Genomic DNA, 13,853 nt, shown 5'->3' with positions numbered 1-13,853 from the left:
TGCGGCTGCCGGTGACACGGGTGAGCGCGGGTGGCCGGGGCGGAGGGCGGGTTCGGCCGGGCCCGACGTGCCTCCCGGAGCCGGGACACCGCCCATCCGCCGCGCTCAGGGCCTCCAGCTCCTGGCCCCCGGCCCAGGCCACCCGGCTCCGGGCCCCCGCTCAGGCCACCCGCGTCGCCCCCGCGTACGGCATCTCGTCCAGAGGCGCCACGCGTACCGGGGCCGAGGGGTTGGGGGCGTGGATCATCTGGCCGTTGCCGATGTAGATGCCCACGTGGCTGATGCCGGAGTAGAAGAAGACCAGGTCTCCGGGGCGGAGTTCGGAGCGGGCGACGCGAGGGCCCGCGTTGATCTGGGAGTAGGTGGTGCGGGGGAGGGAGACACCGGCGGCGCGGTAGGCGGCCAGGGTGAGGCCGGAGCAGTCGAAGGCGTTGGGGCCGGTGGCGCCCCAGACGTAGGGGCTGCCGATCTTGGAGTAGGCGTACGAGACGGCCGCGGCGGCGCGGGAGTTGGGGGCGTCGGTCGTTGCGGAGGCGGGGGAGACCGGACCGGCGAGGCTGCGCTGGGCCGCGGTGGAGGAGCGTGAGGTGTGTCCCGTGGTGCCGCCCCGGGTGTCGAAGCGCGTGCGGTCCTCGGTGGTGAGTCGGCCGAGCAGTTGGCGGGCGTCGGTCAGCTTCGAGGTGACGGTCTTCTTGTGCCGCTTCAGTTCCGTCTGCCGGGTCTTGAGCGTGCCCAGTTCGACGCGGGCGGCTCCGCGCAGTCGTTCGATCTCCAGCAGCTGCTTCCGTACGCTCGCCACGTCCGCCGAGTGCCGGGTGCCGACACGCTCGGCGAGGGCGGCGCCGTCCAGGTACTCGTCGGGGTCGGCGGAGAGCGCGAGCTGCCAGGAGGGGTCGATGCCGCCACCCCGGTACTGCGCCGCTGCCAGCGAACCGAGTTCGTCCCGGGCCGAGTTGAGTCGTTCGGTGCGTCGGGCGGCCTGGTCGCGCAGTTCTTCGAGGTTCTCCTGCGCCTTGTCGGCCTTCTCCTTCGCGCCGTTGTACTTCTCGGTGGCGACCTCGGCCTCTTGGTACAGCTTGGCCACCTTCGCCTTGACCTGCTCAGGTGTGAGCTGGGGGTCGGCGTGCCCGGTACCGTCGAAACCGGTCGCGCTCGCGGCGCCCGCGAGGGCGATCGTCGCGGCCGTGCGGGCCGTATGGCCGCCGAGCGAGCGCTGTCTGGGCTTGCGGTGCGCTGCCACGTGGAGTCCACGTCCTCTCCGTACGACCGCCGTCCGCAGTACGAACATCGTCTGTCCGTACGGACCGCCTGGGGGGAGCGGTGACACGTCCGGCGGCGGCCCGCACAGGGGGAGCGGGACGCCGCCGGACCTTTCTCGGCGGTGGTGGCCGACTGCCGCCCCTGGCCGGGCGGCGGTGGGGAGCCGGTCACCTGAGGGAGGACGCTAAACCTGGCTGTGATGGCTCGGTAACGCGTTGTACGGAAGTGGCGTGCACCGACTGTGAGGTGACCGTATGTGACCGAGATCCTCGCCTGGCGTCGCCGACTTCACGCTGTGCGATGACCGATGCGGCGATTTCGGACCGGGCGGAGGGGGCGCGGTGCTATGGAGCGCATATATGCAAGATCATCAGGGGGTCGTTCGCCCGTCCCGTCCCACCCGCACCCGGTGCCCTACGGCCCTCGGGTGCCTCATTAGGCTCCGCGCATGGACGTACTCATCCACATCCTCGTCGCCCTCCACATCATCGGCATCGCCTCCCTCCTGGGTGGTTTCCTCACCCAGATGAAGGCCATGGGCCAGGGCACCGCCCGCTTCGTCCCCGCCATGCTGCACGGCGCCCTCGCCATGCTCGTCACCGGTGTCCTCCTCGTCGGCCTCAACCAGGCGGACGACCAGCCCGTCGACAACATCAAGATCGGCGTCAAGCTCGCCCTGCTGATCGTGATCCTCGGCCTGGTCTACGTGAAACGCGACGAGGAGACGGTGGAGAAGCCGCTCTTCGCCCTGGTGGGCGCGCTGACCACCGCGAACGTCTTCATCGCGGTGCTCTGGACCTGAAGGGATCCGTCCGTGTGAGTCCGTCCTGTCCGCGATGGCGAGGGGATGGCTGAGCCGGGACTCCCGGGACGGCGCCGACCGTGTGGACCGGCGCCCGCTGCCCCCGAGTTACGCGGGCCGCACCACGCTGTGGATCGAGGACTCCCCGTCGTAGAAGATCGACTCCTCGCGGACGTACGTGCCCGGCTTGGGAGCGTGGATCATCATGCCGTTGCCGATGTAGAGGCCGACGTGGCCGATGTTGTCGTAGAAGAAGACGAGGTCGCCCGGCTTGGCGTCGGCCAGGGAGACGGTGGTGCCCGCCTCGACCTGGTCGTAGGTGGTGCGCGGGAGGTCGACCCCGGCGGCCTTCCAGGCGGCCTGGGTGAGGCCGGAGCAGTCGTACGAGCCGGGGCCGGTGGCGCCCCAGACATACGGCTTGCCGATCTGCGCGCGGGCGAAGGCGAGGGCCTTGGTGGCCTTCGAGGCGTACGTGGAGTCCTCGACCGGGGCTGTGGTCCCGGTGGTGCCCGGCGACGTCTCCGTGCCGGTGGCGGTCCCTCCCTGGGCCTCCTGGGCCTCCTGGGTGCTCTGCGTCTCCGGGCTCGCCTGTGCCGCCTGCTGCCGCGCGAGCTCCTCCGCCTTGCGGTCGGCCTCCTCCTGCTCGCGCTGTTCGATCGCGGCGAGCCGGGCCTTCTCCGCGGCGGTGAGGGTGGAGAGCAGTTCGCGGGCCTCGGCGAGCTTCGCCTGGACCTTGGCCTTGCTGGTCTTGAGGGCGTTCTGCGACTCGGTGAGCTTCTCGAGGCTGTCGCTCGCCGTCCGGCGCTGCTCCGCCGCGTCGGCCTGCTCGGTGACGTACGCGTCGACGGCCACCTTCTGACGGTCCGTCAACCGGTCCATCAGCTGGTTCTGGTCGAAGTAGTCCTGCGGGTTGTCCGCCAGGAGCAGTGAGGCCTGGTCGGGGGTGGCCGCGCCGGTGCGGTACTGGGCCGCCGCGAACGAGCCCAGCTCCTCCCGCGCCTCGTTCAGCTTCTCCGTGCGCTGGGCGACGTCGTCGAGGAGGGTGTCGACCTTCTTCTTCTGCTTGGTCGTCCTCTCCTTGGCCGCGTTGTAGTTCTCGGTCGCCGACCCTGCCTGACGGTAGAGGTCGTCGACCTTCTTCTCGACCTCCTCCAGGCTCGGCCTGTCGTCGGCGGAGGGTGCGGCGGTGGCCGTCTGGGAGAGCAGAGCCACGGAGGTCAGGGCGGCCGTGGCGAGAGCGGGGGTGCGTATGCCCGCGCGCGTCCGGCCGGTCGGACGCGGCTTGCGGTGCGGCGCCATGGTGCGGCGTCTCCTTCCGTTGTCCGCCTACCGGGTTAGCTGTCGGGTTCGGGCGCAAGCTTCGGAAGGTTTGCCCTACGGCCCGTGCCGCGTGCGGCGTCGGGTCGATTCACCCCAGAGGTCGGTGGGTCCCCGGCTCCGGCGCCCAGGAGAGGCGTGCCGGACTCGGCGGAGGCCGTGCGGCCCGGCGACGTTCGCCGGTTGTGTCGTACGGCCCAAGAGAAGAAGCTAGCCAACTCGTGTGGCCCGTGTGAAGGTTGATGTTCGATATGCCCGATACGTTTTCGTGACCTTAGCCTCTTCCGCGCGATGGGCGGTACGCTCGATCGCTCACCGTCGTGAGGTGTGCGCGATGAGTGGTGCGTGCGGACTTCCCGGGGCGGCCCCTGGCTGTCAGTGGGGGCGCCTAGACTCGGAGAGCGATGAGCAGCCTCTTTGACGACAGCTTCCTGGCGGACCTCCAGGCCCCCCGTGGCCACGCGGAGGAGCCCCCGCCGCCGCCCGAGGACGATCACGTACCGGAGCCGCTTCCGGACGATCTGTTCGGCGGGAAGTTCGACGTACCACCGGACCGGGACGCCTACTACCGGGGCGGCGCCCCCCGCCCGGCCCTCGACGCGGCGGCCCTCCTGGACGGGCTGAACGAGAACCAGCGCGCGGCCGTCGTGCATGCCGGGTCCCCCCTGCTCATCGTCGCCGGTGCCGGCTCCGGCAAGACCCGGGTGCTCACCCACCGCATCGCCCACCTGCTCGGTGAGCGGCAGGTCCACCCGGGCCAGATCCTCGCGATCACCTTCACCAACAAGGCCGCCGGTGAGATGAAGGAGCGCGTCGAGCAGCTCGTCGGTCCGCGCGCGAACGCGATGTGGGTCATGACCTTCCACAGCGCCTGCGTCCGGATCCTGCGGCGCGAGTCGAAGAAGCTCGGCTTCACGTCCTCCTTCTCGATCTACGACGCCGCCGACAGCAAGCGGCTGATGGCGCTCGTCTGCCGTGATCTGGACCTCGACCCGAAGCGCTTCCCGCCCAAGTCCTTCAGCGCCAAGATCTCGAACCTGAAGAACGAGCTGATCGACGAGGAGGACTTCGCCGCCCAGGCCGCCGACGGCTTCGAGAAGACCCTCGCCCAGGCCTACGCGCTCTACCAGTCCCGCCTCCGCGAGGCGAACGCACTGGACTTCGACGACCTGATCATGACGACGGTCAATCTGCTGCGCGCCTTCCCGGACGTCGCCGAGCACTACCGCCGTCGCTTCCGCCATGTCCTCGTCGATGAGTACCAGGACACCAACCACGCCCAGTACGCCCTGGTCAGAGAGCTGGTCGGCACCTCCGAGCACCCGGTCGACGTGCCGCCTGCCGAGTGGGACCTGCCGCCGGCCGAGCTCTGCGTCGTGGGTGACGCGGACCAGTCGATCTACGCCTTCCGCGGTGCGACCATCCGCAACATCCTCCAGTTCGAGGAGGACTACCCGAACGCGACCACGATCCTGCTGGAGCAGAACTACCGCTCCACGCAGACCATCCTGAGCGCGGCCAACGCGGTCATCGAGCGCAACGAGTCCCGCCGCCCGAAGAACCTGTGGACCAACGCCGGCGCGGGCGCGCAGATCACCGGTTACGTCGCCGACACCGAGCACGACGAGGCCCAGTTCGTCGCCGACGAGATAGACCGCCTGACGGACGCGGGCGACGCGAAGGCCGGCGACGTCGCCGTCTTCTACCGGACGAACGCCCAGTCCCGAGTCTTCGAAGAGGTGTTCATCCGCGTCGGCCTGCCCTACAAGGTCGTCGGCGGCGTCCGCTTCTACGAGCGCAAGGAGGTTCGGGACGTCCTCGCGTATCTGCGTGTCCTGGCCAACCCGGAGGACTCCGTCCCGCTGCGCCGCATCCTCAACGTGCCCAAGCGCGGCATCGGTGACCGCGCCGAGGCGATGATCGACGCCCTCTCCCAGCGCGAGAAGATCAGCTTCCCCCAGGCGCTGAAGCGTGTGGACGAGGCCTACGGCATGGCGGCCCGGTCGACCAACGCGGTCAAGCGGTTCAACACGTTGATGGAGGACCTGCGGACCGTCGTCGAGTCCGGCGCCGGACCGGCCACCGTCCTGGAAGCGGTCCTCGAACGGACGGGCTATCTGGCCGAATTGCAGGCCTCCACCGACCCGCAGGACGAGACCCGCATCGAGAACCTCCAGGAACTCGCCGCCGTCGCCCTGGAGTTCGAGCAGGAGTCCGGTGCCGGAGAGGGCGAGGCCGAGGGCGAGGCGGCGGGTACGACGTCCGCCGGGCTCTCCGACTTCCTGGAGCGGGTGGCGCTGGTCGCCGACTCCGACCAGATCCCCGACGAGGAGGAGGACGGCTCGGGCGTGATCACGCTCATGACCCTCCACACCGCCAAGGGCCTGGAGTTCCCGGTGGTCTTCCTCACGGGCATGGAGGACGGTGTCTTCCCGCACATGCGCGCCCTGGGCCAGACCAAGGAGTTGGAGGAGGAGCGTCGCCTCGCGTACGTGGGCATCACCCGCGCACGTGAACGGCTCTACCTCACCCGGTCGTCGCTGCGCAGCGCCTGGGGCCAGCCCTCGTACAACCCGCCGTCACGGTTCCTGGAGGAGATCCCGGCCTCCCATCTGGAGTGGAAGCGCACGGGTGCCTCCGCGCCGGTGTCCTCGGGCCCGGCCGGCGGGATCGCGGCCTCACTGTCGTCCTCCCGCTCCCGGTCCTCGGCCTCCGGCGCGTCCGGCTTCGCGACCCGCCGCGGCAACGAGAAGCCGGTGGTCTCCCTCGCCGTGGGCGACCGCGTCACCCACGACCAGTTCGGCCTCGGGACGGTCGTCGGTGTCGGGGGTTCGGGAGCGAACGCGGAAGCGACGATCGACTTCGGCGACACCAAGCCGAAGCGCCTGCTGCTGCGGTACGCGCCGGTGGAGAAGCTGTAGCGGACGAGCCGCGCCGCGCACATGACGCGGGCCCCTGCTCGGCAGGGGCCCGGTCTTGGTGTCTGTGTGCTGCGCCGGTGAGCGGTGGCTGTTACGTCGGGTCCAGTCCGTGGCTGCGCAGCCACGGCAGCGGGTCGATGGCGGAGCCGCCCGCCGGGTGGACCTCGAAGTGCAGGTGCGGGCCGGTCGAGTTGCCCGAGTTGCCCGAGTAGGCGATGGTGTCGCCAGCCTTGACGGTCGTACCGGAGGCGACCTTGTACGTGGAGAGGTGGCAGTACCAGGTCTCGGTGCCGTCCTTGGCGGTCACGATGACCATGTTGCCGTAGGCGCTGTTCCACTGGGTGCGCACGGTGCCATCGGTCGCGGCCATCACCGGGGTGCCGTACGAGACCGGGAAGTCGATGCCGGTGTGCAGGGACATCCAGTTGACGCCGGACTGTCCGTAGTACGCGCTGAGCCCGTGCTTGGCGACGGGCAGCGCGAACTTCGGCCGCAGTCGCTCCTTGCGGGCGGCCTCGGCGGCGGCCTTCTTCTGCTCCAGCTCCTGCTGCGCCTTGAGGTCGATGCGCTCCTGCGTCCGGCTGGCCCGGTCGGCGAAGTCGTCGGCCTCGGCGGAGAGGCTCTCCAGCTGGGTGTCGAGCTGGTTGTTGGCGGTGGACGGTTTCACGGCGGTGGCGTCGGACTTGACCGACGCCGTCGTCTCCGTGTCGTCCGAGGTGGCACCGACCGAGGCCGCAGCGATACCCGCGACCCCCATGACGCAGGCCGAGGGAACGGCCACGGTCAGCAGGGCGGAACGTTTGGCCGGAGGCTTCCGGCGCGAGCGTGAGGCCGCGCGGGTGGCCGCCCGGCCGGGACCCGCGCTCCTGCCGGCCGCCGCGGTGACCTCCTCCTCGCCGTCGAGAAGTACCGCGCGGTCCGCGCCGACCGTCTCGAACTCGCCGTCCGCCGACAGGTGTTCGTCCTGGTCGTACGGGGCGATCTGCTCGAAGGTGGCGGTCGCCTGCTCGTGGAAGTCCGTGGCCTCGGCCGAGAGGTCGACCATGACGGTCTTCGGGTGGTCGTGCGCGTCGTACGACTCGGGGGCGCTGCCGCCGTGCTCGTCGCCGACGGGTGTGCCGTCGCTGTTCCACTGGGTGGCGTCGAAGGCGCCCGTGTCGAAGTGCTGGGTGCCGATCCACTGCTGGGTCTGGTCGGCCTGCCCCAACTGGTCCGCGTCATCGGACTGTTCGGGCCGCAACCAGCCGTCGGCGTCCCACTGGCCGCTCACCTCGGGGCTGGTCGCCTGCGTCGGAACCTGGGAGAGGTGTTCGTAGCCGGACGACCAGGACGTGGTGTCGTAACTGCCCGTGTCGTACGCGGCCTGGTGCTGAGCGGCGTACGGGTCGTAGTTCAGCGTCTGGTGGCTGCCCGTCGACCACTGGGTGGCGTCGTAGGTGCCGGAACCGCTGTCGTCGCCCGGCATGTCGCCGAAGAGGGGGTCGACCGCGAAGGTGCCCGTGGCGCTCGCGGTGGAGCCGGTTTCAAAACCGGTGGCGGGGTAATCGCCGTACGTGGTGAAGTCGCCGTAGCCGGCTTCCTGGTGGCCGTACGACGCGTAGTGCGCCGGGTCGGCTTCAGAAGCCGGGGTCGGGGGTGTTGCGGTCCCCGACGGGTGACGATCGTTCACCAACTTCTCTTTCGCCTCGACGACAGGGGCTGGCAGAGCAGTGCGGTGACTGTACCCGGCGGTATGCGGGCGCGACAATCTTCAACGGGTTTCGCGCGCGCAGGAAACGGGCATTCGAGCGTCTTTCGGCGGTCTGTGGGCACGACTTTGGCCTGGCGTTCGAAGTTTGTTCGATAGTCGACCGCCGTGTGCGGCATGTGGGACGCCGGTGGTGAGGGGGCCGAGACGTTTCGCCGGGTGGTCGCGGGTCGACCTCGGGGCGCGAAGGTGGCGTCGGGAGGGATGTCGTGAGTCGGGCGCGTGGCGGGGGCGCGTGGGCGTGCGCCGTGTTTACCGCATTACGTCCCGGTTTCGCCATCCTGTGGCGTACGTCACTTCCTGCCCGGCTGCCCGGCTGCCCGTCTGTCCGCCTGCCTTGTCGGAGGGTTCCTGCGGCGTGGCATGGGCTCACGCCACCGTCAGGCCGCCGGGGCGGGCGGTCGTGCGGGCGCCCGTCCGCGAGGTGTCGAGGGCCTCCCGGACTCCGGTGGCGACGGCGGGGTGCACGGGTAGGGCGAGGTGACCGATCCCGGTGACCCTGATGTTCTGCGCCATCAGGTCGGGGTGGTCGACGCAGGCGCTCTCCAGTGGAGCCATCACATGGTCGAAATCGCTCCAGAACGCCACGAAGTGCGTACGGCAGCCCGGTGCCGGCTCTCGCAGTTCCTCCAGCACCTCCGAACCCGGCCGCATCTGCCGGACGATCGGGTGCGCGTCCGCCAGGGGCACGGCCCGGGTGCCACCGTGCGGTGTCCCGAGCGTGACGAGCGTACGGACGCGGTGATCACCGCCGAGCCGCTGCACGTAGTACCGGGCTATCAAGCCACCGAGACTGTGACCGACGACGTCCACGCGCTCCTGGCCCGTGCGCTCGCAGATGTCCTCGATGTGCCGGCCGAGCAACTCGGCGGCCGCGCGGATGTCGCAGGTGAGGGGCGAGTAGTTGAGCGACTCGAGGTGCCGGCCCCCGTGCTGCGCCAAGGAGCGGCGCAGCAGGACGAAGACCGAGCGGTTGTCGATGAAGCCGTGCAGCAGGACGACCGGGGGCTTCTCCTCGGTCGGGAGCCGGGGCGTGTCGGACGGGGGGAGCGTGGGCACGGCCCTCCGCTCCTGCGTCATCCCGGACGGATAGAGCAGCAGATGCCCCGCGAGGATGGCCAACTCCAGTGCGGTCGCCTTGAGAAGGGCCACGGAGAGGCCTGTCAGTCGAGCTGGCAAGAACCGCTCACAGAGCGGAACAAGGGGCGCTACCGCCCTGGTGACCTTCATGCCCGACCTCCCGTCGGCAGACGGGCGGACGGCTCTGTCCCCCGTGTGCCCTAGTGGAGAGACCGGCGGTGCGGGCGGCGGACGGCGGGTGCGATGCGACGTGACGCGGTGTGTGTGGCGTGCGTGACGTGCGGTGCGTGTACGACGTGTGAGGCGCCGATCACGCCACGAGGGGTCCTGGCCTCCCGACTCCCCCGCTGCCCTGCCCTCTGCCGTCTGCCGGTGCCGATCCGCCCCGCCACCGTGGCCTCCCGCGGGCGGTGGGTCGGTGCGGCCCCTTCCGACGACTCTCCTTGCGCACGCCTCCCCATGGCGCGCACGCCACGGGAGCCTCCGGCGGGCGGCCCGGAAACGGTCCGGATGCCGCGATCACCTCCGTGATCACCTCGGTCCCCGCGACGCGTGAGCCGCGGAATCCGGGAGCAGTGCGCGGCGAACGTGTCCCACCGTGTGATTTCCCCCTCGCTCACCACCGCGAAACTGCCGGGTGCGGGATCCTGGGGATAACGTTCGTTCACTTCCCCGGTGCGCGGTGTGGGTAGGTGTTCCATGGACCTGGACCGCGATGTGCGCGGTTCGCCAGGTTCGTGCGGCGATTTCGGCCGTGTTCCGTCAGGGTTGGTGTAGTCGTTTCATGGAGGCAGTGATGGGTGTGGCAGCCGGTCCGATCCGCGTGGTGGTGGCCAAGCCGGGACTCGACGGCCACGATCGCGGGGCCAAGGTGATCGCGCGGGCGCTGCGCGACGCCGGTATGGAGGTCATCTACACCGGCCTCCACCAGACTCCCGAGCAGATCGTCGGCACGGCGATCCAGGAGGACGCCGACGCGATCGGCCTCTCCATCCTCTCCGGCGCCCACAACACGCTCTTCGCGGCCGTCATCGAACTCCTCAAGGAGCGAGACGCCGAGGACATCCTCGTCTTCGGCGGCGGCATCATCCCCGAGGCCGACATCGCGCCGCTGAAGGCCAAAGGGGTTGCCGAGATCTTCACGCCGGGGGCGACGACGGCGTCGATCGTGGAGTGGGTGCGGGCGAACGTGCGCCAGCCCGCGGAGGCCTGAGCCGCCCGGGGGGTCTCGGGGCTCCCGGGGCTCCCGGGGGGTTTCGGGCTGCGGGCTGTGGGCGTGTGAAGCGCCGAGGGGGGCGCGGGTGCGTTGTCGGGTGCGGGTCCGGTGGGCTTCTCGCGTAGTTCCCCGCGCCCCTGAAAAGCAGGGGCTCCGCCCCCTGCTTTTCATCCCTGCGGAACCGTCGCCTTCCAGGCATCCTCCGGCGGTGCCAGCTCCGTTCTCATCGTCGCTCGCAGTCGCAAGGTCGTCGTCAGCCGCTGGAACGCCTCGGCCCAGTACCCACCGGCCCCCGGCGCTGTGTCCTCCGTGTCCTCCGGCGTGGCCGTCAGCGGTTCGAGACGCACGGTCTCCGCAGGGTCCAGGCACCGCTCGGCCAGCCCCATCACGCCGCTGAAGCTCCAGGGATAACTCCCGGCGTCTCGCGCGATGTTGAGCGCGTCCACCACGGCCCGCCCCAGCGGCGGGGCCCACGGCACCGCGCACACCCCGAGCAGCTGGAACGCCTCCGACAAGCCGTGGGTGGCGATGAACCCCGCCACCCACGCGGCCCGCTCCCCGCTCTCCAAGGTCGCCAGCAGCTTCGCCCGCTCGGCCAGCGACACCGCTCCCGGCCCGCCGGCCTCCGGTGTGGACGGCGCCCCCAGCAACGCCCGCGACCAGCCGGGATCCCGCTGCCGCACGGCCGCCCGGCACCACGCCCCGTGCAGCTCGCCCTGCCAGTCGTCCGCGACCGGCAACGCCACGATCTCCTCCGGCGTACGCCCCCCGAACCGCCGCGACCAGGCCCCGAGCGGCGCCGCCTCCACCAGCTGGCCCAGCCACCACGACCGTTCGCCCCGGCCGGCCGGGGCCTTGGGCAACACACCGTCGCGCTCCATGCCCGGATCGCACTCGTGCGGGGCCTCGACCACGATCGTGGGCGCCCCCGAAACCGTGGACGTGCTGCCGGTGTGATCGACGGCCACACAAGCGGTCGCCCGCTTCGCCATCCGCCGCGCGAGCGCCGAGTCCGGCAGCGCGGACAGCAACTCCGCCGCCGTGGCACGCACGTTCCGGCTGCGGTCGGCCAACGCGGCCTCCAGGAAGGGTTCGTCTGCCGCCTCCAGTCCCGTACGGAGCGTGTCGAGGAACATGAGCCGGTCCTCGGCCCGCTCCGTCGACCACGTGGAGGAGAGCAACTCCCTTGCCGAAGCGGGATTCCGGGCGCGTATCACGGTGAGGAGGGCGACGCGCTCCGCGAACAGGCCTTCCTGCCAGAGCCGTCGGGCGCGCTCGGGCTCGTCCGGACCGGGGAGCGCCGCGCCGCCGCCGGGCGCCGCGCGCAGAGCGAAACGCCAGTCGGGGTTCAGCCGGGCCAGCCACAGGGCCCGCGCGCCCGCGAAGGCCAGCACGGCGGGACGCAGATCCGTACGGCCGCGGGCCGCATCCAGCAGGGCGGGCAGGACCTCCGGAGGCGCCGCGTAACCGTGTGCGTCGGCCAGCGCCAGCCATTGGGGGAGGAGTTCCATCAGGTCGGGTGCCGCGCCCCGGCGGCCACCGCCGGTGCCGGGCCGGTCGGCCAGCAACGTCGTCAGCCGCCGCCTCGCGGCCGGTGGCAGCGGGGGGCGCGGGTCCGGCGCCACCGCTGCGGGCCGAGCCGCCGCCCGCACCGGCCGTATCCCCGCCCTCCGCCGGACGGTCGCCACGGCCGCCGCGTCCAACAGCGCGACCGGCGCCTCCCGGCCCGACACCGCCCCAGGCGGCGTACGCCGGTCCGTCCCGAGCAATGCGGTGGTGACCAAGTCCTCCCAGGAGAGCGCCGGTGCGGCCGCCGTGGGCGTGGGAGCACCCGTGGTGCCGGTCATGTGAGGTCCTTCCGTGCGACGACGGTCGGGTGGAACCGAAGGGGTGTGGCGAGGCCGAGGAAGAGGAGAGGCCGCTGACCTGCGAGGCCGGACGTGGCGGTGGCAACAGCCGTCCGTGAGGGACCACTGGCCTTGCCGCAGCCGCAGCCGCAGCCGCAGCCGCAGCCGCCGTTGCCGTGTGCCGTAGTGGTCTCGTTCAGCCGGTCGCCGTCTCGTCTCAACACAGCGCCACCGCCTGCCCGGTGGATGCCTGGGCACCCTCTCGCTCGGCCGCCCATGCCGTCAGTGGTGTGAAGCCGTGGTGGCCGCACTCGCCGAAGACCGTGAGTGGGGCCCCGCCGGAGAGGGCGACGAGGCGCCAGAGGCCGGGGCGGGAGCGGGCGGAAGAGGTGAGAGGAAGGGCGAGATCACTGTCGGCGTCGATCAGTTGCCACGAGTCGCCGTCCGGGGCGGGTATGACGCGGGTGAGCGTGACCGGGTACGAGTCGAGCCAGGGGTCGTCCTGGAGGGCCGTGCCGTACCCGGCCGCCGCTTCGGACGGGGTGATGCCCGCCGGACGTACGGACGACGGCTCGGGAGCGGTGAAACGCTCGCCGAGCGCCGCGCGCAGCTGTCCCACGCCCGGATACGCCGCGACCTCCGCCTCGAAGGCCAGCCCGACCGGGAGCGACAGCTCGGGCGCGCGGCCGGCGGCTCCATAGGAGAGGAGCAGTGCCGTACGGCCCGACCCGGTGCCGTACAGCCAGACGCGGCGGGTGGTGAGGCGGGAATCGGAGGTGTCGTACTGGGCGAGAGTGAGCCAGCGGTCACGGACCGGCGGGCCGTCCGGGGAGCCGGACAGTCCGATCCGGGAGCGGACCGTGGCCGCGAGGCCCTCGGGGAGGTCCTGGCGGCGCAGCCAGCCCTGGTCCAGCAGATGGAGGAGGGCGCACTCCTCCAGAAGGCGGACCGGCCAGCCCGGACCGGAGCCCGGTATCGCACCCAACTCCCGTACCCGAGCCGCCAGTCCGGGCGCCTGGGCGTCGACCATGCGGGCCGCCGTCTCCTCCCAGAGCGCGTATCCCGCCTGTTCCGCGGCGGCCAGGCCGCCGCGGAACAGGTCGGTCAGGCGCTGTTCGAGCTCCGCCGCGCCCGCGGTGATCCGTTCGGCGCGCCGCTCGGTCCGGCGACGCGCCGCCTCGGGGTCAGCGGACGTGGCCCCAGATGCCGCGTCCGTCCTCGTCGTCCTCTCCGCTGCGCGCGAGCGGCGGCCGGCAAGCCACTGCTGCGCCCAGTCCGGTGCCTGCCCAGGAGGCACCGCGGTGTCGTCGCCCGCCCAGAGCAGGAGCAGCCCCAGCGCATGCTTGCACGGGAACTTCCTGCTCGGACAACTGCACTTGTAGGCGGGCCCGGTGGAGTCCGCGACGTCGATCACTGTCTGATACGGCTTGCTTCCAGTGCCTTTGCATAGTCCCCACACCGTCCCCTCGTCCGAAGTACCCGCCGCCGACCAAGGCCCGGCCACGGCGAGTTTGCTTCCGGCTTTGCGCGACGCTGCGTCAGGTGCCAATGCCAGCACCTGCTCAGCCGTCCAGCGCACCCCCTGCTGAGTCATGTTCTGAAGGTAGATCCCACCACTGACAATTGGCTTGCGCGATCCAATTTCCCCAGGTCAGACTGGATT

Annotated in this window: 9 protein-coding genes and 1 riboswitch; of the genes, 3 read left to right on the top strand and 6 right to left on the bottom strand. The window is 71.1% G+C overall.

What is annotated here, in order from left to right; all coding sequences use genetic code 11:
* Positions 1 to 160: 160 nt before the first annotated feature.
* Positions 161 to 1,240: a C40 family peptidase gene (locus tag RM704_RS23825; protein ID WP_033525352.1), complete on the bottom strand. Its 1,080-nt coding sequence runs from the start codon at positions 1,238 to 1,240 to the stop codon at positions 161 to 163.
* A 468-nt stretch (positions 1,241 to 1,708) separates the two neighbouring features.
* Here RM704_RS23825 and RM704_RS23820 point away from each other — a divergent pair, with 468 nt between their 5' ends.
* Positions 1,709 to 2,062 carry a hypothetical protein gene (locus tag RM704_RS23820; protein ID WP_033525351.1) on the top strand — a complete coding sequence of 118 codons (354 nt, stop codon included), beginning with the start codon at positions 1,709 to 1,711 and terminating at the stop codon, positions 2,060 to 2,062.
* Positions 2,063 to 2,170: 108 nt separating this feature from the next.
* On the opposite strand, the gene RM704_RS23815 is transcribed toward RM704_RS23820, so the two are convergent.
* Entirely contained in the window at positions 2,171 to 3,361 is a 1,191-nt protein-coding gene (locus RM704_RS23815) for a C40 family peptidase (protein WP_033525350.1), read from the bottom strand.
* Positions 3,362 to 3,370: 9 nt separating this feature from the next.
* Positions 3,371 to 3,528: riboswitch (cyclic di-AMP (ydaO/yuaA leader) on the bottom strand.
* A 255-nt stretch (positions 3,529 to 3,783) separates the two neighbouring features.
* Between RM704_RS23815 and pcrA the strand changes: the two genes are divergently transcribed.
* On the top strand, positions 3,784 to 6,300 hold the full coding sequence (pcrA, locus tag RM704_RS23810; RefSeq protein ID WP_033525349.1) for a DNA helicase PcrA: 2,517 nt from the start codon (positions 3,784 to 3,786) through the stop codon (positions 6,298 to 6,300).
* 91 nt (positions 6,301 to 6,391) lie between these two features.
* Here the strand turns inward: pcrA and RM704_RS23805 are convergent, their stop codons facing one another.
* Both RM704_RS23805 and RM704_RS23800 read right to left on the bottom strand, forming a co-directional pair.
* The gene (locus RM704_RS23805; protein ID WP_033525348.1) at positions 6,392 to 7,969 is read right to left on the bottom strand and encodes a M23 family metallopeptidase; all 1,578 of its coding nucleotides are present in this window, start codon (positions 7,967 to 7,969) and stop codon (positions 6,392 to 6,394) included.
* A gap of 447 nt (positions 7,970 to 8,416) precedes the next feature.
* Positions 8,417 to 9,277 (bottom strand): lipase family alpha/beta hydrolase, encoded by an 861-nt coding sequence (locus tag RM704_RS23800; protein ID WP_033525347.1) that lies wholly within the window; start codon positions 9,275 to 9,277, stop codon positions 8,417 to 8,419.
* Positions 9,278 to 9,923: 646 nt separating this feature from the next.
* On the opposite strand from RM704_RS23800, the gene icmB reads away from it, so the two are divergent.
* On the top strand, positions 9,924 to 10,340 hold the full coding sequence (gene icmB, locus RM704_RS23795) for a coenzyme B12-dependent isobutyryl CoA mutase small subunit (protein WP_033525346.1): 417 nt from the start codon (positions 9,924 to 9,926) through the stop codon (positions 10,338 to 10,340).
* A 170-nt stretch (positions 10,341 to 10,510) separates the two neighbouring features.
* On the opposite strand, the gene RM704_RS23790 is transcribed toward icmB, so the two are convergent.
* Together RM704_RS23790 and RM704_RS23785 are read right to left on the bottom strand one after the other, a co-directional pair.
* Positions 10,511 to 12,190, bottom strand: coding sequence for a DUF5691 domain-containing protein (locus RM704_RS23790; RefSeq protein ID WP_052145828.1), 1,680 nt, complete (start codon positions 12,188 to 12,190; stop codon positions 10,511 to 10,513).
* Between the two features lie 217 nt (positions 12,191 to 12,407).
* The gene (locus RM704_RS23785; protein ID WP_033525345.1) at positions 12,408 to 13,784 is read right to left on the bottom strand and encodes an SWIM zinc finger family protein; all 1,377 of its coding nucleotides are present in this window, start codon (positions 13,782 to 13,784) and stop codon (positions 12,408 to 12,410) included.
* Positions 13,785 to 13,853 lie beyond the last annotated feature (69 nt).

It is taken from the genome of Streptomyces gottesmaniae, from assembly GCF_031845845.1.
Taxonomy (GTDB): Bacteria; Actinomycetota; Actinomycetes; order Streptomycetales; family Streptomycetaceae; genus Streptomyces; species Streptomyces akebiae.
Note: the sequence above shows the minus strand (reverse complement) of the source record. Positions and strands in the feature narration are given on the sequence as shown.

Bases quoted from the DNA above. Each gene is read 5' to 3' on its own strand.
- RM704_RS23800 (WP_033525347.1), bottom strand. From the start codon at position 9,277: ATGAAGGTCACCAGGGCGGTAGCGCCCCTTGTTCCGCTCTGTGAGCGG.
- RM704_RS23785 (WP_033525345.1), bottom strand. From the start codon at position 13,784: ATGACTCAGCAGGGGGTGCGCTGGACGGCTGAGCAGGTGCTGGCATTG.
- RM704_RS23790 (WP_052145828.1), bottom strand. From the start codon at position 12,190: ATGACCGGCACCACGGGTGCTCCCACGCCCACGGCGGCCGCACCGGCG.
- RM704_RS23815 (WP_033525350.1), bottom strand. From the start codon at position 3,361: ATGGCGCCGCACCGCAAGCCGCGTCCGACCGGCCGGACGCGCGCGGGC.
- pcrA (WP_033525349.1), top strand. From the start codon at position 3,784: ATGAGCAGCCTCTTTGACGACAGCTTCCTGGCGGACCTCCAGGCCCCC.
- icmB (WP_033525346.1), top strand. From the start codon at position 9,924: ATGGGTGTGGCAGCCGGTCCGATCCGCGTGGTGGTGGCCAAGCCGGGA.
- RM704_RS23820 (WP_033525351.1), top strand. From the start codon at position 1,709: ATGGACGTACTCATCCACATCCTCGTCGCCCTCCACATCATCGGCATC.